The organism is Mesorhizobium sp. XAP4, from assembly GCF_029269325.1.
Classification (GTDB): Bacteria; Pseudomonadota; Alphaproteobacteria; order Rhizobiales; family Rhizobiaceae; genus Mesorhizobium; species Mesorhizobium ciceri.
On the sequence record NZ_JARIXW010000003.1, the window covers coordinates 102,169 to 123,536 of the forward strand.

The window sequence follows — 21,368 nt, forward strand, 5'->3', positions numbered from 1 at the left end:
GAGTCATGGGTAGGGAAATCCTGCTGAAAGCGCACGGGGTGTCGAAGTCCTTCGGCGCTGTCCGCGTCCTGCATGACGTGACTTTCGACGTGCATCGGGGCGAGGTGCTGGGCATCCTCGGCCCGAATGGGGCGGGCAAAACGACGCTGTTCAACATGATCAGCGGCGACTTGAAGACGTCCGGCGGCGAGATCCAGCTCGGCGACACCGCACTCCGCGGCGAGCCGCCCTTCCGGCGCTGCCAGATGGGGATCGGGCGGACCTATCAGATCCCGCGTCCCTATTCCGGCATGACCACCTTCGAAAACCTGCTGGTCGCCGCCGCTTTCGGCGGCGGCCGGTCCGAGAAGCAGAGCTATGCTTTCTGCGCCCAGGTCCTGCGCGAGTGCGAACTCTCCGACAAGGCCAATGTCTCGGCCGGCGCTCTCACTCTGCTCGACCGCAAGCGGCTGGAGCTGGCGCGCGCGCTGGCGTCGGATCCGAAGCTGCTGCTGCTGGACGAGATCGCGGGCGGGCTGACCGACGATGAATCGAAGGCGCTGGTGGCGCTGGTGCGCCGCATCCGCGACCGCGGCATCACCATCGTGTGGATCGAGCATGTGCTGCACGCATTGCTGGCGGTAGCCGACCGGCTCTTGGTTCTGAATTTCGGCGAGAAGATCGCGGAAGGCGTGCCCGCCGACGTGATCGCGCTGCCTGAGGTCCAGCGCGTCTACATGGGGATCGAGGGATGACGGCCGTTCTTTCCACCCACGGGCTGTTGGCCCGCTATGGCGACTTCCAGGCGCTCTACGGCGTCGACATCGAGCTGCACCAGGGTGAGGCCGTGGCCTTGATCGGCGCCAACGGGGCCGGAAAATCCACCCTCCTGCGTTCGATCATGGGCCTGCTTCCGGTCGGGCGCGAGATGGTGCTGCTGCACGGTGAGCCGGTCGGCGGCACCGCCACCGACCGCATGGTGCAGAAGGGCGTCGCCATCGTGCCGGAGGGCCGCCGCCTCTTCACCGGCATGTCGGTCGAGGACAATCTGCGCGTCGCCATCGACCAGGCCGCGCGCATGGGCGCCAAGGGCGGATGGACGCTGCCGCGTCTGCACCAGCTGTTCCCGATCCTCAAGGAGAAGGCTCGCACCCAGGTGCAAAGCCTCTCGGGCGGGCAGCAGCAGATGGTGGCGATCGGCCGCGCGCTGCTCTGCCAGCCGCGCGTGCTGCTCTGCGATGAGATCAGCCTTGGTCTCGCGCCCAAGGTGATCCGCGAAATCTATGCCGCCTTGCCCGAAATCCGCGCCACCGGAACGGCGATGATCGTGGTCGAGCAGGATGTCGGCCTCGCCCGGACCGCCACGGACCGCCTCTACTGCATGCTGGAGGGCCGCGTGACCCTGACCGGCAGGTCCGCCGAAATCACGCGCGAGCAGATCGGCAAAGCCTATTTTGGAGCGGGCCATGGAGTGGTTTGACGCCTTGGTGCAGGGGGTCCTGCTGGGCGGCATGTATGCCCAGTATGCACTCGGCATGGCGCTGATGTTCGGCGTCATGCGGATCGTCAACATCAGCCATGGCGATCTGGTGATCCTTTTGTCGCTGATCGGCATCTCGATCGCCACGGCTTGGGGTCTGGGACCGCTGCCGGTGCTGATCGTGCTGGTGCCGCTCGCGGTGCTGATGGGCTGGGTGCTGCAGAAGGCCGTGCTGAACCGCGTGGTGGGCAGCGATCCGCTGCCCTCGCTGATCGCGACCTTCGGACTGTCGATCGCGCTGCAGAACCTGATGCTCCAGATATGGTCCGCGAACAGCCGATCGCTGCCCGGCCATGGGATCGAGAGCCAGTCCATCGAGATCGGCGGCATCTATGTCGGTCTCCTGCCGCTGATCGTGCTGGCCGTTGCCACGGGCCTGACAGGAGGCCTCGACCTGACGCTGAAGCGCACGCGCTTCGGTCGCGCGCTCCGCGCCGCGTCGGCCGATGTCGAGGCGGCGGCGATGACCGGCATCAACCCGCGCGCCGTCTATGCGATGGCGACAGCGGCGGCGGTCGGCATTCTCGGTTTTGCAGCCGTCTTCCAGGCGCTGCGGTCGACTGTTGCTCCGGCCGACGGACCTGCCCAGCTGATCTACGCGTTCGAAGCGGTGATCATCGGCGGCATGGGGACGGTATGGGGCGCCTTCGTCGGCTCGATGGTGCTCGGCATCTCGCAGGCCATCGGCTTCCGCATCGATCCGGGCTTCGGCGTGCTTGCCGGACATATCGTCTTCCTGGTCGTGCTGGCGACCCGCCCACAGGGCCTGTTCGGAAAGGCATTGTCATGAGTGCGATTCCCTATGTGGCAACAACCGAGGTGCCCGAGGTCGTGGTCCAGCGCCAGACCCGGTCCGGTCGCATCGCGATGACGCTGGCGGTGCTGGCCATGATCGCTGTCGCTGTCATGCCGTGGTGGGCTTCGACCGGCACGATCCGGTCGGTTCTGGTGCTGTGCTGCTATATCGCCGTCGCGCAGATGTGGAACCTGCTCGCCGGCTATGCCGGCCTCGTCTCCGTAGGCCAGCACGCCTTCATGGGCGCCGCCGGCTATGCGCTTTTCGTGCTGGCGCAGACCTACGGCATCAATCCGTTTGTGGCGGTCTTCCTGTCGCTCCTGGTGCCGGCCGCGCTGGCCGTGCCGATCTACCTGCTGCTGCATCGCCTGGATGGCCCCTATTTTTCGATCGGCACATGGGTGGTGGCCGAGGTCTTCCGGCTGACCGCCTCGAACCTGCCGCTCGTCAATTCCGGCGCGGGCATGTCGCTTCGCGTGATGAAGGACTATTCGGCCTTCGAGCGGAATGTCGCTATGTCGCTGCTCTGCGCGGGGATGCTGCTCGTCACGCTGGGCGGCAGCTATTGGCTGCTTCGCTCGCGCTTCGGCCTTGCGCTGATCGCCATACGCGACAATCCGGTTGCGGCTGCCAGCCAGGGCGTGAATGTCGTGAAGCTACGCTTCCTGATCTATGTCGCGTCAGCGGTCGGCTGCGGCCTCGCGGGCGCGATCTATTTCATGGCGCAGCTGCGCATCACCCCGGGTTCGGCCTTTGATCCGATGTGGGCGAACGTCGCGATCTTCATCGTCATGGTCGGCGGGATCGGGTCCATCGAGGGCGTTCTGATCGGATCGCTGATCTTCTTCATCGCGGACCGCTGGTTCGGCGAATATGGCGCAACCTATTTCGTCGTCCTCGGCCTGATGACGCTTCTGGTGGCGCTCTACGCCCGGACGGGCATCTGGGGCCTGATCTCGAAGCGGTGGGATGCACCATGGTTCCCGATCCGACGCAAGCTCGTCGACCCCGAACCGCTGACGAGGAGGATTTCATGAAAGCCGCCATCTTCGATAAGGTCGGCGTCCCACTGCGGATCGGCACGGTGCCGGACCCGACGCCAGCCCCGGACGAGGTCGTCTTGCGTGTCGCCGCTTGCGGCATCTGCGGCAGCGATCTGCACATCACCGAGGATCCGGTGCCTTTCGGCATCGAGGCAGGCTTTGTGCTCGGCCATGAATTCTCCGGTGACATCGTCGCGGTCGGATCGGAGGCAAAGGGCCTTCGGATCGGTGACCGGGTCGCTGTCGTGCCGATGCGCGGTTGCGGACACTGCGAGGCCTGCGAGCGCGGCGATCCGGCGCGCTGTCACGAGATGGAGCTGATCGGCGGCGGCTATGCGCAATACGCGACCGTGGCCGCACGCCAATGTCACATCCTGTCCGACGATGTAGCACTCGAGGATGGTGCGTTGGCCGAGCCACTGTCGGTCGCCCTGCATTGCATCGTCCGTTCGGGCATGAAGCCGGGGGATCGGGTCGCCATACTGGGTGCCGGGCCGATCGGACTGCTCGTCGCCTTCTGGGCGCGGCGCATGGGGGCATCGCGTGTCGTGGTGGCCGACATCCACGGCCATCAGCGCGAGCGTGCGCTTGCTCTCGGCGCGACCGGCTTCGCGCTTTCCGGCGAAAAGCTGAGCGAGAACCTCACCGATCTCTGCGGCGGAGCGCCCGACATCGTCTTCGAATGCGTTGGCAAGCGTGGCCTCATCGGCGCGGCGGTCGAGGCGGTCCGGCTGCAGGGCACGGTGGTCGGGGTCGGCCTCTGCATTGGTGGAGACCAGTGGGACCCGTTCGTTGCGCTGACGAAGGAAGTGAACCTGCTGTTTTCGGTCTTCTTCCATCAGCGCAACGAATTCGGCGTCGCCCTCGATGCGCTTCGAGGCGGACCTTTCGCACCGCAAACTCTGGTCACCGACCGGATCGACCTCTCGCCGGTTCCGCAGATATTCGAGAGCCTTCGCCGCCGCACCACGCAATGCAAAGTGCTGATCCAGCCGGACCTTGTTTGAGGAGAGTGAAAAATGGCCGTTCAATTCGAAACGCTCGAATACGATATCGATGGCACGAAAACGGTGGTGATGGCCATCGGTAGAGGCAAGCCCGTGCTGTTCCTGCACGGCGCCTCGACGCTTGAAGGCTTCGACTTTGCCGAGGGCCTCGCGGACCGTTTCCGCGTGCTCTGCCCGAGCCATCCGGGCTTCGGCTTTTCTGGCCCGGCGCCGCATGTCGCTACGATGTCCGACATGGTTTTACACTATCTGAATCTGCTCGATGTTCTCCGTCTGCCGGAGAAGCCTCATCTCATCGGCTTTTCCATGGGCGGCTGGATGGCGACCGAACTCGCTGGCCTTGCGCGCGAGCGTTTCGACAAGGTGGTGCTGATCGCGCCGGCAGGGCTCAACGACCCCGCATATCCGGCCACTGATCTCGGCGCGGTCGCGCCGCAGGAGTTGCCGGCCTATCTGGCGCAAGACGTCTCGGTGGCGCTGCGCTACTTCCCGGATGGTTCCGACGCCGCCTTTGCCGAGGCCTTCGGCGCCGATCGCGCCCGCGAAGGCGAGACGCTCGGCCGGCTGCTGGCGCCGTTCGGCATGGGTCATCCGAACCTGCGGCGCTTTCTGGCGCGCATCGCCAATCCGACACTGGTCGTCTGGGGCACCAGGGACCGTATGCTGCCGGCGGGACAGGCTCCGCTCTTCGTCGAGGCGCTGCCCGACGCACGCCTGATCCTCGTCGAGGACGCCGGCCATTTCGTCATGCAGGAGAAACCCGAAACGCTCAGGAAGATCGGCGATTTCTTCGCCGGCTGATCGCATTTGAAAAGGAGGAGGAGAACACGATGAACAAACCCATCAAGCACAGCTCGTGGGGGACGACCACCGACTATCGCGACTTGCTCAGGAAGATCGCGGAGATCGGACCGGCCCTGGAAGCCAACGCCACCGCCGATGAGGAGAATGGCGAACTGACTGCGGCCACGTTCGAGCTGCTGAAGCCGCTGCGCATGTCGCATATCTTTGCCGCGGAGATCCTCGGCGGTGCGCAGTTGCGACCCACCGAGGGTCTCGAACTGCTGGCGGCGATCACCTGGCATTCCGGGGCGGCCGGCTGGGTTTCCATGGTGCATTGCTGCATCGGCGCGATGTCGGCTGCCTTTCTGCCGGACAGCGCGGTCGAGCGGCTGTTCGCGCCGGGCTCCGACAACCGTTTCTCGGGACAGGGGGCGCCGCTCGGCATGCTGAAGAAGGTCGACGGTGGCTACCGGCTGAACGGCAAGTGGAGCTATGGCAGCGGCTTCAGCCACGCCACCTATAGCCACAGTGCCGCCTTCGTCGACGACGGCACCGGCAAGCCCGCCAAGGACGATAGGGGCAATGTGATCATCATGTGCGCCCATGCGCCGATCTCCCAGCACAAGCAGCTCGGCAATTGGGACGTTCTGGGCCTCGGAGGCACCGGCAGCATCGACTATGCGGCCGAGGACGTCTTCATCGCCGACGATCTCGTCTTCCCGATCCTGACCGCACCGCCGCTGCGCCAGAAGGAGTTCTTCAGTCTCGGTGTCGTCGGCCTCGCCGCCATCGGTCATACCGGCTGGGCACTCGGCACCGGGCGGCGGATGCTGGACGAGATCGCCAAGTTCGCCCGCAGCAAGTCAGGCCGCGCCGGGTTGATCGGCGAGAGCGAGAAATTCTGGCACGACTATGGCCGCGCCGAAGCCCGCTATCGCGCTGCCCGCGCCTTCATCTTCGAAGTCTGGCGCGACATCGAGATGACGGTCGAAGCCGGCAACAGCATGTCGACGCGTCAGATCAGCCTTGTCCATCTGGCCAAATCCGAGATTCACGAGGTTGGCGTCGACATCTGCAACTTCGCCTACCGCGCGGGCGGCGGTGCGTCGCTGCGCGCCGGTGTGATCCAGCGCACCTTCCGCGAGATGATGGTGGCGGCCAACCATTTCACGATCGCGCCATCGATCGTCACCTCGGCCGGCCGCGACATCGGCGGGGTGTGGAGCGATCGCACCTGGCAGTTCTACGATCTGATCGAGAAGAAGTAGTCGCAAGGGCCGGACGGCGGACCCATCCGGCCCCATTTCATGCTGCAGAAGAGAGACGTCGATGAGCTTCCCGCATCCGATGACCAACGCCTTCCGCGAAGCCTTTCGCCACCATCCGGCCGGTGTTGCCGTGATCACGGCCGATCCCGGCGACAGACCGGTGGCGATGACCGTGTCCTCGCTGATCTCTGTAAGTGCTGCGCCACCGGTCGTCGCCTTCTCGCTGTCGATGAAATCGACCTCGTCCGAACCCTTGCTGCGGGCGCAGACCATGGTGATCCACCTGCTGCGCTACACCGATATCGACCTGGCGCAGCTCTGCGCGTCGAGCGGCGCGGAACGCTTCCCGCCGGGAGGCGCCTGGGCTCGGCTGCCCACGGGCGAACCGCGCTATACCGGCGTCTCGACCTGGTTCCGCGCCCGCCGGCTCGGCGTCCTGCCGATCGAGGGCGCGACACTGGTGGCGGCCGAACTCCTTGACGGCGAGGTGCAGCCGGACGAGATCCCCCCTGAGGCGCATTCGCTGGTCTACCTCGACCGTCGCTGGCATCGCCTGCACAAGGAACTGGACGGCGTGGCTGAACTTCTTGAGTCGTCGCGTTTTCTTTGAACGGTGCCGGCTGTCCGGCCGCTGCGCACGGAATTCGCTAAGCCAGTCAAACGCGTTCGAGCGTCAGTCGCACCGTCCCCCTGGCCCGCCGTGCAGGGTTGAGGGCCATCCAGCCAGTTGGGCACTGGTCGGAGCTTCGTCCCGCATCGGATGCATGTCTCAGCTTACGTTAGACATTTCTACAAAATATATCACATGTTGACGTTAATTTAACAGGCTACTATGGTCTGTTTACCGCATCGGATGCGGCGCTTTGGTATCACCGTTGCTCGTTGATTGTCGTCATGTCCGTCATCCTTATCCCAACCTGCAGGATTGCCTTGCAGCGCCCTTCACCAGTTGCTGAAAACGGCGGCGCCCATGCCCAGTTTGCTCGGAATCGATAACGGTCTCACGGTCACCAAGGCGGTGATCTTCGATGCCGATGGCACGCAGTTGTCGGTGGCGCGTCGGCGGGTTCCGCAATCGATGCCCCATGCGCGCTGGGTGGAGCGCGACATGGCCGGCCTCTGGCAAGCGACCGCCGACGCAATCAAGGAGGCGATCGCGCTATGTGGCCGCCCGGCGGACGACATCAGGGCGGTGGCGGCAACCGCGCATGGCGACGGTCTCTATTTGCTCGACAAGGATCGTCGGCCGCTGGGGCCTGGAATCCTGTCGCTCGATAGCCGCGCCGGCAAGATTGTCGAGCGATGGTCGGCGGACCGGGTCTTCGAAGAGGCGCTAGCGCGAACAGGCCAGGCGCCCCACGTCTCGGCGCCGTCGGCGCTGCTCGCCTGGATCAGGGAGCACGAACCGGCCCGCTATGGGCGTATCGGGCATATACTGGCCTGCAAGGACTGGCTGCGCTTTTGCCTGACCGGCAAGATCGGCACCGACCGTACCGAGGCCAGCACCTCATTCACGGATTTCCGCACGCAAGCCTTCGCGCCGGAAGCGTTGCGAATCTTCGGATTGGACGATGTTTTCGACGCGCTGCCGCCGATGGCGCACTCCGCCGCGATCGTCGGCCATGTCACCGCCGAGGCAGCCGAAATGACCGGCCTTGCCAAGGGAACACCGGTCGCGTGCGGACTGCATGACGTGACTGCCTCCGCACTTGGCATGGGCGGCCATGAGGAGGGCGTGCTCGCCATCGTCGCCGGAACCTATTCCATCAACGAAGTCGTCTCTTCGCAACCACGCGTCGACCCGCGTTGGCTCTGTCGCAACGCCATCGACGCAGGCCGCTGGAACAACATGGCGATCTCGCCGGCCTCGACCGCGAACTACGACTGGTTTCTCGACACGTTCTGCCGCTCGGAGCAGGAAAAGGCATCGATCGATGGCGACTCGATCCACGAGCTTCTGGCAGCAGAGATCGACGCGGCGCTGAAGAAGCCCTCGACCATCCTGTTTCATCCCTATCTGTTCGGCTCTCCTTATGGCGATGTTGCCAGCGGCGGCTTTGTCGGCCTGCACGGCTGGCACAATCGCGGCGATATGCTGAAGGCGGTTCTGGAGGGCATTGCCTTCAATCACCGCACCCATGTCGAAGCCTTGCGCGACGGCTTTGCCATCAGCGAGATCCGCCTGACCGGCGGCGGTTCGCGCAATCCGGCCTTCGTTCAGATGTTTGCCGACGTGCTGAACGCCCCGGTCATCGTCACCTCGACCGACGAGGCCGCGGCCTTTGGCGCTGCCCTTTGCGCGGGGGCGGCGGTTGGCATCTTCGCGACGCCGCAACAGGGCGCCAGGCAGGTCGGGATGACGGCGCGCCAATACGAGCCTGACCAAGCCTCGAGTGCTGTGTTCAACGAGCGCTTTTCCCTCTATGGCCGCATAGCCGGTGCGCTCGAACCGCATTGGCCCGACATCGAGAAGCTGGGCCGGCCAGACACTGGGGGAACCGCATGATCAAGGCCGACGAACGACGCGAAGAGATCGCCGACTATGTGATCAAGCTCGGCCAGGTGCGCATCGACGATCTGGTCGAGCATTTCGGCGTGTCGCGCATGACCGTCCACCGGCATATCGACCGGCTGGCGCAGCAGGGCGTGCTGCGCAAGCTGCACGGTGCGGTGACGGTTCAGCCTTCCGGCCTCTACGAAAGCGCCTTCCGCTACCGTGTGACGGTCAACCGGGCCGAGAAGGATGCGCTGGCGCGGGCAGCACTCGATTATGTCGAAGCCGGCCAGGTGGTGATGCTGGACGATTCCTCGACGGCAAACGCCGTCGCGGCACTGCTGCTCGACGTCAAGCCGCTGACCGTCATCACCAACTCCGTAGCGACGGCATCACTGCTGATCAATGTCGACGAACTCGACTTCATCTGTCTCGGCGGCCAGTACCACGGCACCTACAACGCCTATATCGGTATCGTCTGCGAGAACGCCGTGGCGCAGCTGCGCGCCAATGTGCTGATCTGTTCGGCTTCGGCCATCACCGGAACCACGGCCTTCATCCAGGATCCCAATGTCGTGCGGGTCAAGCAGGCGATGATGGCCGCATCGGCCAAGCGTATCCTTCTGATCGACCATGCCAAGTTCGACAGGATCGCGCTGCATGTCTTCGACGATCTGACCAGCTTCGATGTCGTGCTGGCGACCGAAGGCCTGGGCGATGCGCGGGCGCAAGCTCTCGAACGGGCCGGCGTGAAGCTGCGCATCGTCAAGACGAGAGCGTCATGAGCTCAAGCGAAGCAACATTTACGGAAAATCCCGCCGGGCGTTTGGCCGCCATGGCCGGAACCGGCGAGGTCGACGTCGTCATTCTTGGCGCCGGCATTAACGGGGCAGGGCTGTTTCGCGACCTGTGCGCGCAAGGCGTCAGCTGTCTGATCGTCGACAAGGCGGATTTCGGCTCGGGCACCAGTGCCGCGCCGTCGCGGCTCATTCACGGTGGCCTGAAATATCTCGAAACCGGCGAGTTCGGGCTGGTCGCACAGTCGACACTTGAACGCAATCTGCTTTTGAAGAACGCGCCGCACTATGTCAGCCCGCTGCCGACCGTCATCCCGATCTTTTCCTGGAGCAAGGGCATGTTGGCGGCCTTGCGGACGCTGTTCGGCTCGACCAGCGCACCGCGCAGCCGCGGCGCCATCCTGATCAAGATCGGCCTGATGATCTATGATTTCTACGGCTCGCGAAACCAGGTCATGCCGCGCCACCGCATGGTCGGGCGGCGCCAGGCGCTCAGCGGGATGCCGGCGCTCAATCCTTCGATCGTCGCCACCGGCACCTACTACGACGCCAAGATAAGCCACCCCGAAAGGCTCGTGCTTGAACTGATCCTCGATGGGCGGCAGGCAAACGCGGCCTCGGCCAGCGCGAACTATACGGCGCTGGTCAAGTCCGCCGATGGGGTACTGACCTTCCAGCCGGAAAACGGCGCGGCCTTTTCGGTGCGGCCGAAGCTGGTGGTCAACGCCGCCGGTCCGTGGATCGACGATGTCAACGAATTGCTTGGCGCGCCGTCGAAGATGATCGGCGGCACCAAGGGCTCGCACGTCCTGCTCAAGCATGACGAACTGGTCAAAAGCCTGGCCGGGCGCATGCTCTATTTCGAAGCCGATGACGGCCGCATCTGCCTCATCTACGATTATCTCGGCCTGGCGCTGGTCGGCTCCACCGACATCAAGGCCGACAATCCCGACGCGGTGCGCTGCGAGCCCGACGAAGTCGAGTACCTGCTCGACAGCGTGCGGACTCTGCTGCCGGGAATGGCGTTCGAGCGCGACCAGATCGTCTACGCCTATAGCGGCATCAGGCCGCTGCCGGCCTCCGATGCATCGCTGCCCGGGCTGATCAGCCGTGACCACTCCGCGCCGGTCGCCGAGCCGGATCGGAACAGACCTTTCGCGGTCATCTCGCTGGTCGGCGGCAAGTGGACGACCTTTCGCGGCTTTGCCGAGGAAGTCGCCGACACCGTGCTCGGCCGCCTGCAGCACAGCCGCAAGGTGACGACGCAAGCCATGCCGATCGGCGGCGGCAGGGATTTCCCGACCAATGCCGCAGCGCGAGCAAGTTGGCTGGCTCTGGCTCGCTCGAAGACGGGCGCTGAGGAACGGCGTCTCGATGCGCTGCTGTCGCGATACGGCACCAGAGCCACGCAGATCGCCACGCATGGGTCGGGCGATGAGGGTCGGCTGCCGGATTCAGAAAGCTACAGCAAATCGGAAATCGACTACATCGTCCGCAACGAGTTCGTCGAACATCTGGCCGACATCGTCATGCGCCGCAGCACCTTGGCGATATCAGGCTCCCTGACAGGCCGCGACCTGCAGGCGATTGCGGCGATTGCCGGACAGGCGCTGGGCTGGAGCGCCGGGCGCCTTGCAAGGGAAGTCGAGGCCGCAATTGTGGAACTCGAGGACCGGAACCTGATGCGGCTGGGTTGATCAGTCCGTCACCGATGCTCTTCACAAGGCAATCCGGTTGGTTTGCCCATGGATGCGCCGCATCCGCAAATCGCCCAACTCACAGGCGGATTGGGATTTTGCCGATATTAGATATTATCCCTGAAAAACAGCTAGTTAGAAGAAAATCTGGATAGCCGATGGCCATGCAATTCTGCTGGCTTAGGCGTGAGGTAACATAGATTGACGTTAAATTAACACAACTGTATGATCGAGTAACATGCTCACCTCCTAATAGGTCGATGTTGCCCGCCGAATGCCGGCAGACCGGCGTTTCGGGAAGGGCGAGACCTGTGAATTGCCCGCATGTGCATGCGCCCAACCCGGCGGGGGATTGACAGCGATGCAGGGATGTGAAAATTTTTGCACACAAAGATAATAATATCATCTCAGGGAGGAGATGGCTTGAAATCCGGCGGAACCGCTAACCGCGATCATGAGTCCAGCCTCGCCACCCGCGCGGCCTGGCTTCACTATGCCGGGGGTCTGACGCAGGCCCAGGTGGCCAAGCGGCTCGGCCTGACCAGCCTCAAGGCGCATCGGCTCATCACGCGGGCCACCCAGGATGGCCTGGTCAGGGTGATCATCGACGGCGACGTCGGCGAATGCATCGACCTCGAGCAGCAGCTGATCAATGCTTACGGGCTCGATTACTGCGAGGTCGTTCCGGATCTCGATCAGGACGAGCTGCCGCTGAAGGCGCTTGGCATCGCCGGCGCTCAGTTTCTGAAGCGGGAGATCGATCGCGGCGAGGACATGCTGATCGGCGTCGGCCACGGCCGTACCCTTGCCGCAAGCGTCGAGTATCTGACGCGCACCGCCGCCGCCCATATCCGTTTCGTCTCGCTGCTTGGCGGTGTGACGCGCAAGTTCGCGGCCAACCCGCACGACGTCATGCATCGGCTGGCCGAGCGGACCGGCGCGCAGGCCTATGTGATGCCGGTGCCTTTTGTCGCCAACACCGCGGAGGACCGTGAGGTGCTGCTTGGGCAGCGCGGCATCAGCGATGTCTTCGACCTCGCAAGCCGGTCCGACCTGATGTTCGTCGGCATAGGGACCGCCGAGCGGGAAGCTTCGCTGGTCGCCACCGGCATGATCGAACATTCCGAAATCGATGAGGTCAAACGCGATGGCGGCGTCGGCGAGCTGCTCGCCCACTTCTTCGACGACCAGGGACGCCCAGTGGAAACGGCGCTGTCGGAAAGAATCCTGGCACTCCCGCGGGACCAGTTGAAGGGCCGCCGGATCGTCGCCGTCGCCGGCGGCAAAGTGAAAATACGCGCTATCAAAGCGGTGCTCGAAAGCCGCTATCTGAGCGGCCTGATCACCGACGAATCCACCGCTCGTGCCCTTGTCGAACAGAACAAACCCAATGGCGCGAAGCGCCATATGAACGGAGGATCGCCAAATGCGTGACAAGCGCGGATCAGCCTTGCTGGCGGTTGCGTCATGAGCGCGAAAGCCGCCACTGCATCGACCAGGCCTGCCTCGCCCGCCCTGCGTCGGGCACTTGCCAGCGCCGCGGTTGTCGTCCTGCTCGGCGCCATGGCGCTCGATACCAACGTGGTCAGGATAGGGTCGGCAGGCGACGTTCGCAGCGCCGTGTTTTCCGCCGCTGACTACGGCAAGTCGGAATTTCCCAAGGTGCAGGCCGATGTCGAGGCACGCGCCGCCGACGCGGTGACGGTGGCGACGGCGATTGCCAAGGACAGGGCAACGGCGGAAAAGGAATACGGTGTGCCTGCGGGCGTCGGACCGGTCATTTCAGTCAAGTTCACCGGCGTCGTCGGCGAAGGAAAATCTGGCATCTACAAGGTCGCCGTCGACGGCGTGCCAGATACGTTGATGATCCGCGTGCAGACGGGACCGGCAATCAACGGGACGGAACTGCGTGACGCCACGGGCAAGATCACATTCGGCCAGTTCACCAACCAGATTGAGTACCAGGACGCCGGTTCGGCGCTGAACAATGAGATGAAGAAGGAAGTCCTGGCCAAGGTCGATACGAGCACCTTGACCGGCAAGACCATATCGGTGGTCGGCGCATTCAAGCTGGTCAACCCGAAGAGCTGGCTCGTCACCCCCGTGAGGCTGGACGTCAAATGAAACCGACTGCCGACACCGGACCCGCGACTGGCGACGCCGTGCTTTCGGCGCGCAACATCGTCATGTCGTATGGCGGCGTCCATGCGCTCAAGGGCGTCAATTTCGACATCCATCGCGGCAAGGTCACCACGCTGTTCGGAGAGAATGGCGCCGGCAAGTCGACGCTGATGAAGATCCTCTCCGGCGTGGTCACGCCGACGTCCGGCGACATCGTGCTCGACGGCAATCTCGTCAGCTTTTCTTCGTCCTCGGACGCGCGCGATCGCGGCATCTCGATCATCCACCAGGAACTCAGCCTGGCGCCCAACCTCAGCGTTCGCGACAACATCTTCATGGGCCGCGAACTGCGCACCAGGACCGGCCTCGACTTCGCCGAGGAGCAACGCCAGGCGCGCGCTCTGATGGCTGATCTCGAGGAGGACATCGATCCGATGACCCTGGTCGAGGATCTGCGCCTCGGCCAACAGCAGATCGTCGAGATCGCCCGGGCACTGTCGGTCGATTCGCGCATCCTCATCATGGACGAGCCGACCTCCGCGCTCAGCGCAACCGAGGTGGAAGTTCTGTTCAAGGTGATCCGCGATCTGACCAGCCGCGGCGTCTCCATCGTCTACATATCGCATCACCTCGAAGAGGCGCTGCAGATCACCGACTATGCCGTTGTCCTGCGCGATGGCGCGATTACCGCGACGGCCGAAGCCCGGGATATCGATCTCGAATGGATCGTGCGCAACATGGTCGGCGAGAATTTCGATCTCGGCTCGCCGCCGACCGGCCATGAATTCGGCGAAGTCGCCCTATCGATCGAGGATGTCAGCGTCGTCGACACTTCGGGCTCAGGTTATTCCGTCGTCGATCACCTGTCGCTGGACGTGCGAGCAGGCGAGATCGTCTGCATCTACGGGCTGATGGGTGCCGGGCGCACGGAATTGCTGGAGGCCGTCGCCGGACGAGTGCCGATGGCGGGCGGGCGGGCGCTGCTGGAAGGCGAGGACGTCTCGGGGCTGAGCATTGCCCAGCGTATCTCCAGAGGGCTTGTGCTGGTCCCCGAGGACCGGCAGCGCGACGGGCTGGTGCAGACGATGACCGTCGGTCGTAATCTTTCGCTCGCCAGCATCGAAGCGTTCGCCAGGGGCCTGTTTCTGTCTCGTTCCAGAGAGCGAGAGCTGGTCGAAGACTCGATCCGCAAGGTGACCGTCAAGACCGCTGGCGGCAACGCCATGATCGGATCGCTGTCGGGCGGCAATCAGCAGAAGGTCGTCATCGGCAAGATGCTGACGACCAATCCCAAGGTTATCCTTCTCGACGAGCCGAGCCGCGGCATCGATGTCGGCGCCAAGGCCGAAGTCTTCCGCTTGCTGAGCGAACGCGCTGCGCAGGGCCTTGCCGTCGTCTTCTCGACCTCTGAGGTCAACGAATGCCTCAGCATTGCCCACCGCATCGTCGTCATGCGCCGCGGCAGGATTTCAGCCGAATTCGGCGCCAATGCCACCAAAGAGCAGATCATGGCCGCCTCGGGCGAAGCCGTGGTCGCCTGATCACCAGGAATTTCGGAGCCCACACCATGACCGATGTCAGCCAGGCCAGAAAACAGTCCAGTCCAAGCGCGAGCGAAGGCTTCGATCTCGCCAAGCTGCTGCTCGAGGGCCGCGCTTTCTTTGCCCTGATCGTCATCATCGTCGTCTTTTCGATCCTGTCGCCCTACTACCTCTCGGTGGCGAATTTCCTGACCATGGCCTCGCATGTCGCCATCTTCGGAATCCTCGCGATCGGCATGCTGCTTGTCATCCTCAATGGCGGCATCGATCTGTCGGTGGGGTCGACGCTGGGCTTGGCCGGCGTCGTTGCCGGCTTCCTGATGCAAGGGGTGACGCTGAGTTGGCTGGGCGTCGTTCTCTATCCGCCGGTGTGGGTGGTCGCGGTGCTGGCCTGCATGCTGGGCGCCGTCGTCGGGCTGATCAACGGCGTGCTCATCGCGCGCTTCAAGGTTCCAGCTTTCGTCGCCACCCTCGGCGTCATGTACATGGCGCGCGGCCTGGCGCTGCTGATGACCAGCGGCCTGACCTACAACAATCTCGGCGGCAAGCCGGAGCTCGGAAACACCGGCTTCGATGCGCTTGGCTTCAACCGCTTGTTCGGCGTGCCGACGGGCGTCGTGGTTCTCGTGGTCATCGCGCTCATTGGCAGCATCGTCCTGAACCGCACCGCTTTCGGGCGCTGGCTCTACGCCTCGGGCGGCAATGAACGCGCGGCCGAACTCTCCGGCGTTCCGGTCAAGACAGTGCAGATTTCCGTCTATGTGCTGTCGGGCATCTGCGCCGCCATTGCCGGCCTGATCCTGTCCTCGCAGCTTACATCGGCGGGACCGACCGCCGGCACCACCTACGAACTGACGGCCATTGCGGCCGTCGTCATCGGCGGCGCGGCACTGACCGGCGGCCGCGGCAACATCCGCGGAACCCTGCTCGGGGCCTTCGTCATCGGCTTCCTGTCCGACGGTCTGGTGATCATCGGCATCTCATCCTACTGGCAGACAGTGTTCACCGGCGCGGTCATCGTGCTCGCCGTGCTCCTCAATGCCGTTCAGTATCGCCGCCGCAGCAAGCTCCCAAGCGCGACAGGTGGCCAACCGACTTCTCAGAAACGGGGGAAGGCCGAACCGGCCAATCCTGCCCAAGGGAAGACTGCCAGGTGAACTGGCAGCAACACCGCGTAATCATTGGAGGAATGTACATGAAAACCATGCTGAAAAGTCTGCTCGCGGCCGCGATGGTCGTTGGGTTCACGGCCGCCGCGTCAGCCGCGGGCCTGATCTCGATCATCGTCAACGATCCGGCCAATCCCTACTGGCTGACCGAGGGCAACGTCGCCAAGGCCGAGGCCGAGAAGCTTGGCTATACGGCCAATGTCGGCGCCCACAAGGGCGATACCAATACCGAAAGCAATTTGATCGACACCGCCATCACCAACAAGTCGGTGGCGATCATTCTCGATCCGGCCAACGCCGACGGCTCTGTCGGTGCGGTGAAGAAGGCGATTGCAGCCAACATCCCGGTGTTCCTTGTCAATGCCGAGATCAACCAGGAAGGCCTCGCCAAGGGGCAGCTCGTTTCCAACAACGCGCAGGGCGCTGCTCTCGGTGCCCAGCAGTGGGTGCAGGCCGTCGGTGAAAAGGGCAAATATGTCGAACTGCTCGGCGCCCCGTCGGACAACAATGCCGCCACGCGCTCGAACGGTTACGCGACTGTGCTGAGCCAGTACCCGGATCTCGAAAAGGCTGCTTCGCAGGTCGCCAACTGGGATCGTACCCAGGGCCACGACAAGATGCAGAGCATGCTGCAAGCCAATCCCGACATCATCGCCGTGATCAGCGGCAATGACGAAATGGCTCTCGGCGCGGTTGCGGCGCTGAAGGAAGCTGGCAAGCTCGCCGGCATCAAGGTCGGTGGCTTCGACGGCTCCCCGGACGCGGTTGCGGCGATCAAGTCCGGTGAACTGCAGTACACCGTGCTGCAGCCGGTCGCCATCTTCTCGGCCAAGGCCGTGCAGCAGGCGGACTCGTTTATCAAGACGGGTGCCACCGGTGCGGCGACCGAGAAGCAGCTGTTCGATTGCCTTCTCATCACCAAGGACAATGTCGACAAGTACACCGCACCCTTCGTGCTGTCTGAGTAATACCTGCACAGGGGGTGTCCTTGCGGACACCCCCTGTCTCTTCTACGAAATGACTGCCCTCGTGAACTGCCTTCGCAACCAATCGGAATTTGCGGCATGAAAGACCTGCTGATCGGCATCGACGCGGGAACGTCGGTGATCAAATCGATCGCTTTCGATCTGTCCGGGCGGCAGCTCGCCATGACGTCGGTGCCCAATAGCTTCGTCACGCTGGAAGGCGGCGGCGCCGAGCAGGACCTCGACCAGACCTGGCGCGACATGGCGCGGACCGTTCGCGATCTCGCGGCCAAGATTCCCGACCTCGCGCAACGAATCGCGGCGGTGGCCATCACCGGGCAAGGCGACGGAACCTGGCTGATCGATAGCGACGGCATGCCTGTCTCGCGCGCCTGGCTGTGGCTCGATGCCCGCGCCGGACGTTTGGTGGACGAGATGCGCGCCGATCCCCGGGATCGCAGGCGGTTCGAACTGACCGGCACGGGGCTGAATTCCTGCCAGCAAGGCGCCCAGCTTGCCTTCATGAAAAAGAACCATCCCGACATGCTGGAGCGGGCGGCCACCGCACTGCATTGCAAGGATTGGCTCTACTTCAAGATGACGGGCGAACGCGCCACCGATCCCTCCGAGGGAACCTTCACCTTCGGCGATTTTCGGTCGCGCACCTATTCCGACGAAGCCCTCGACATCCTGGATCTGACGACGCATCGCCGCCTGTTGCCTCCCATGCTCGAAGGCACCACCGACCATCATCCGCTATCGCGATCGGCGGCGGCGGAGACCGGCCTGCTCGAAGGCACGCCGGTGGTGCTGGGCTACGTCGACATGGTCATGACGGCGCTCGGAGCCGGCCTCTATGATCCCTCGGGCAATGTCGGCTGCACGGTCATCGGCTCGACCGGCATACACACGCGCTTCGCAGCCACTCCCGACGATGTCGTGCTGAACGCAGATGGCTCCGGCTACACGATCGCCATGCCTATTCCGGGCGCCTTTGCACAATTGCAATCCAACATGGCGGCGACGCTCAACATAGACTGGGTGCTTGGCCTTGCGCGCGACGTGCTCGCCACGGCTGGCGGCAAACCTTCTCATGACGAGTTGCTGAAGGCGCTCGACGCTTGGATGGAAGCATCGGAGCCGGGATCGCTGATCTACCAGCCTTACATATCGCTAGCCGGCGAAAGAGGGCCGTTCGTCGACCCTGACGCACGCGCCGGCTTCATCGGCCTTTCGGTCAAGCATGGCTTTGGCGATCTGGCACGCGGCGTGCTCGAGGGGTTGGCCTTCGCCGCTCGCGATTGCTACCAGGCGATGGGCGCCGTGCCGAGTGAGATCCGCCTGTCGGGCGGCGCAGCGCGCAGTCCGTCTCTACGTCGCATCATCGCGGCGGCGACAAGGGCGCAGGTGCGCACCAGCAGCCGCCAGGAAGCCGGCGCGGCGGGTGCCGCGATGATGGCCGCGGTCGGGCTCGGCGTCTACGGCTCCATGGAAGACTGCGCCGCCGAATGGGTGACGCCGCTTCTCGGCGACTGCGATGCCTATGACGAGGCGCTTTCGCAAACATACGATGCGCTCTTCCCTTCCTTCGTTGCGGCGCGCCAGGCGCTTCGGCCGGTGTGGAAGGGCATGGCGCACCGCACAGGAGCAAGATCTTGAGCAATACAACAGATGTCGTCGATCTCTTCGTGATCGGCGGCGGCGTCAATGGAGCCGGCATAGCGCGTGATGCTGCAGGTCGTGGCCTGTCCGTCATCCTGTGCGAAAAAGACGATCTCGCGCAAGGCACCAGTTCGCGTTCCGGCAAGCTGGTGCATGGCGGCCTGCGCTACCTCGAATATTATGAATTCAGGCTGGTTCGCGAAGCGCTGATCGAACGCGAGGTGCTGCTCGAGGCGGCGCCGCATATCATCTGGCCGATGCGCTTCGTTCTACCGCACAGCCCGCAGGATAGGCCGGCATGGCTGGTCCGGCTCGGGCTGTTTCTCTACGACCACCTTGGCGGCCGCAAACGGCTGCCTGGGACAAGAACGCTGAACCTGAGGACCTCGCCTGAAGGCGCGCCGATCAAGGACGAATTCAAGCGCGGTTTCGAATATTCCGACTGCTGGGTCGACGATGCGCGCCTGGTGCTGCTCAATGCGCTCGATGCAAGGCAGCGAGGCGCCAGAGTGCTCACGCGCACCGCCTGTGTCGCGGCGCGCCGTGAAGGCGGACTGTGGTCGATCGACATGCAGGATGGTCGCACGGGCGCCGTCACGAAAGTCCGCGCGCGCGCTCTGATCAACGCAGCAGGTCCCTGGGTCAACGACATTGTCAGCCGCGTCGCCGGGCAGAATTCGACGCGCAATGTCCGGCTTGTAAAAGGCAGCCATATCGTCGTGCCCAAATTCTGGGAGGGGCGGCAGGCCTATCTCATCCAGAACAACGACAAGCGGGTGATCTTCGTCAACCCGTACGAGAACGATCTGGCGCTGATCGGCACGACCGACATTCCCTACGAAGGCAGGCCCGAGGAAGTGGTCGCCGAGGCCAGCGAAGTCGACTACCTGATCAAGGTGGTCAATCGCTATTTCAAGCGGCAGCTGACGCCACAGGACGTGGTCTACAGCTTCTCCGGTGTGCGTCCGCTCTATGACGACAATGCCGACAATCCAAGCGCGGTGACGCGCGACTATATTTTCGAACTCGACGCCTCCAACGGCAACGCACCGCTGCTTTCGGTGTTCGGCGGCAAGATCACCACCTTCCGCAAGCTGTCGGAACACGCGCTGGAAAAGATCCAGCCATTCTTTCCGACGATGAAGAAAGCCTGGACGGCCAAAATTCCCTTGCCGGGGGGCGACCTGCCCAATGCGGACTTCGAGCAGTTTCTGAGCGATCTGCATGTCGAATTTTCATGGCTCAGCCCGTCGTTGGTGAAGCACTACGCTCGAAGCTACGGCACCCGCGCCAGGCAATTGCTCGCCGGCGCGCAAAGCGAGGCTGATCTCGGCCGACGCTTCGGTCCCGATCTGTATGAACGGGAGGCAAAGTTCCTGGTCGAGACCGAATGGGCTGGCACATCAGCCGATATACTGGAACGCCGCACAAAGCATGGCCTGCATATCAATGCGGCCGAGCGGAAAGCGTTCGAAGATTGGTTCGGTAACATCATGGCGACGGCGGACTGATGGCCTTCACGCTTTCCCTCAACACCAATCCTCTGGTCAATCGCTTCGCCGATCCAGACGATTTGATCGACGCGATTGCTTATGGCATCGGCATTCGCGACGTGCAGTTGACGCATGAATTCGTCAATCCGGGCTGGCCGGCGGCCACGATTGCCAAATTCCTGCGCCTGTTCAACAGCGCGCTTTCGCGGACCGGTGTCAGGATCACCTCCGGCATGACCGGACCTTATGGCCGGCTCAACCATTTCGGCCACCCGGACGCCGACGTCCGGCGCTACTATGTCGACTGGTTCAAGACCTTCGCCGACATTTCCGCCGAACTCGGCGCGCTAGGCATGGGCACGCAGTTCGCCATCTTCACCTACAAGGACTTTGACGATCCGCAACGGCGGGCAGCACTTCTCGATATCGCGCTCGAATGCTGGCGCGAGGTTGCCGAACACGCCAGGGCGGCGGGGCTGACATACCTGTTCTGGGAGCCGATGTCGGTCGGCCGCGAGTTCGGCCACACGATCGAAAGCTGCGTCACGCTGCAAGGCGCCATCGACGCAGCGAAGCTGCCCATACCGATGAAGATGATGGTCGATATCGACCATGGCGACGTGACCTCACCCAACCCTGCCGACACCGATCCCTACGCCTGGGCGAAAGCGTTTCCATTGCAATCTCCGATCATCCACATCAAGCAGTCTTCCATGAACAAGGGCGGCCATTGGCCGTTCACGGCCGCCTACAACAAGGATGGCCGCATAGTGCCGCAGAAGTTGCTGGACGCGGTTCGGCAGGGTGGTGGAACCGACAATGAAATTTGCCTTGAACTTTCCTTCAGGGAGAGGGAACCAGTCGACCATCAGGTTATCGAGATGATCCGCGAGTCGGTGGATTTCTGGGCGCCTTACGTCGACAGTGGCCGGGACAGTCTCAAGCCTCGGACTTGAGCGAATACGTCGCCCGGAAGCCGGCTTCGGCCGCAAAAGTATCGAAGGAGAAAAACA

19 protein-coding genes are annotated in these 21,368 nt (G+C 63.6%); all 19 read left to right on the top strand.

Features of this window, described 5'->3' with window-relative positions:
• Positions 1–5 precede the first annotated feature (5 nt).
• Positions 6–734, top strand: a complete 729-nt coding sequence (locus tag P3C39_RS13965; RefSeq protein ID WP_063167505.1) for an ABC transporter ATP-binding protein — start codon at positions 6–8, stop codon at positions 732–734.
• The gene (locus P3C39_RS13970) at positions 731–1,459 is read left to right on the top strand and encodes an ABC transporter ATP-binding protein (protein WP_013533086.1); all 729 of its coding nucleotides are present in this window, start codon (positions 731–733) and stop codon (positions 1,457–1,459) included. Before P3C39_RS13965 ends, P3C39_RS13970 begins: the two co-directional genes overlap by 4 nt.
• Positions 1,446–2,309, top strand: coding sequence for a branched-chain amino acid ABC transporter permease (locus P3C39_RS13975; protein ID WP_013533085.1), 864 nt, complete (start codon positions 1,446–1,448; stop codon positions 2,307–2,309). The genes P3C39_RS13970 and P3C39_RS13975 overlap by 14 nt, the downstream gene beginning before the upstream one ends.
• The gene (locus P3C39_RS13980; RefSeq protein WP_063167506.1) at positions 2,306–3,352 is read left to right on the top strand and encodes a branched-chain amino acid ABC transporter permease; all 1,047 of its coding nucleotides are present in this window, start codon (positions 2,306–2,308) and stop codon (positions 3,350–3,352) included. The genes P3C39_RS13975 and P3C39_RS13980 overlap by 4 nt, the downstream gene beginning before the upstream one ends.
• Positions 3,349–4,365: an alcohol dehydrogenase catalytic domain-containing protein gene (locus P3C39_RS13985; RefSeq protein WP_063167507.1), complete on the top strand. Its 1,017-nt coding sequence runs from the start codon at positions 3,349–3,351 to the stop codon at positions 4,363–4,365. Before P3C39_RS13980 ends, P3C39_RS13985 begins: the two co-directional genes overlap by 4 nt.
• Before the next feature lie 12 nt (positions 4,366–4,377).
• Entirely contained in the window at positions 4,378–5,166 is a 789-nt protein-coding gene (locus P3C39_RS13990; protein WP_063167508.1) for an alpha/beta hydrolase, read from the top strand.
• Between the two features lie 29 nt (positions 5,167–5,195).
• A complete protein-coding gene (locus P3C39_RS13995) occupies positions 5,196–6,416 on the top strand; it encodes an acyl-CoA dehydrogenase (RefSeq protein WP_275953867.1) in 1,221 nt (406 codons plus the stop codon).
• A gap of 61 nt (positions 6,417–6,477) precedes the next feature.
• Positions 6,478–7,026, top strand: a complete 549-nt coding sequence (locus P3C39_RS14000; protein WP_013533080.1) for a flavin reductase family protein — start codon at positions 6,478–6,480, stop codon at positions 7,024–7,026.
• Positions 7,027–7,386: 360 nt separating this feature from the next.
• Complete coding sequence (locus P3C39_RS14005; protein WP_063167510.1) at positions 7,387–8,922, top strand: FGGY-family carbohydrate kinase; 1,536 nt, start codon at positions 7,387–7,389, stop codon at positions 8,920–8,922.
• Positions 8,919–9,695, top strand: a complete 777-nt coding sequence (locus P3C39_RS14010) for a DeoR/GlpR family DNA-binding transcription regulator (RefSeq protein WP_063167511.1) — start codon at positions 8,919–8,921, stop codon at positions 9,693–9,695. The genes P3C39_RS14005 and P3C39_RS14010 overlap by 4 nt, the downstream gene beginning before the upstream one ends.
• A 50-nt stretch (positions 9,696–9,745) precedes the next feature.
• Positions 9,746–11,404, top strand: a complete 1,659-nt coding sequence (locus tag P3C39_RS14015; RefSeq protein ID WP_164747145.1) for a glycerol-3-phosphate dehydrogenase/oxidase — start codon at positions 9,746–9,748, stop codon at positions 11,402–11,404.
• A 423-nt stretch (positions 11,405–11,827) separates the two neighbouring features.
• Positions 11,828–12,838 (top strand): sugar-binding transcriptional regulator, encoded by a 1,011-nt coding sequence (locus P3C39_RS14020; protein ID WP_027163951.1) that lies wholly within the window; start codon positions 11,828–11,830, stop codon positions 12,836–12,838.
• A gap of 33 nt (positions 12,839–12,871) precedes the next feature.
• A complete protein-coding gene (locus P3C39_RS14025; RefSeq protein WP_063167513.1) occupies positions 12,872–13,528 on the top strand; it encodes a DUF2291 domain-containing protein in 657 nt (218 codons plus the stop codon).
• A complete protein-coding gene (locus P3C39_RS14030; protein WP_063167514.1) occupies positions 13,525–15,066 on the top strand; it encodes a sugar ABC transporter ATP-binding protein in 1,542 nt (513 codons plus the stop codon). The genes P3C39_RS14025 and P3C39_RS14030 overlap by 4 nt, the downstream gene beginning before the upstream one ends.
• A 26-nt stretch (positions 15,067–15,092) precedes the next feature.
• Positions 15,093–16,223: an ABC transporter permease gene (locus tag P3C39_RS14035; RefSeq protein ID WP_013533073.1), complete on the top strand. Its 1,131-nt coding sequence runs from the start codon at positions 15,093–15,095 to the stop codon at positions 16,221–16,223.
• Between the two features lie 32 nt (positions 16,224–16,255).
• Entirely contained in the window at positions 16,256–17,203 is a 948-nt protein-coding gene (locus P3C39_RS14040) for a D-ribose ABC transporter substrate-binding protein (RefSeq protein ID WP_023756738.1), read from the top strand.
• A gap of 96 nt (positions 17,204–17,299) precedes the next feature.
• On the top strand, positions 17,300–18,859 hold the full coding sequence (locus P3C39_RS14045) for an FGGY-family carbohydrate kinase (protein ID WP_063167515.1): 1,560 nt from the start codon (positions 17,300–17,302) through the stop codon (positions 18,857–18,859).
• On the top strand, positions 18,856–20,373 hold the full coding sequence (locus P3C39_RS14050; protein ID WP_063167516.1) for a glycerol-3-phosphate dehydrogenase: 1,518 nt from the start codon (positions 18,856–18,858) through the stop codon (positions 20,371–20,373). Before P3C39_RS14045 ends, P3C39_RS14050 begins: the two co-directional genes overlap by 4 nt.
• A complete protein-coding gene (locus P3C39_RS14055; protein WP_275953866.1) occupies positions 20,373–21,311 on the top strand; it encodes a TIM barrel protein in 939 nt (312 codons plus the stop codon). The genes P3C39_RS14050 and P3C39_RS14055 overlap by 1 nt, the downstream gene beginning before the upstream one ends.
• Positions 21,312–21,368 lie beyond the last annotated feature (57 nt).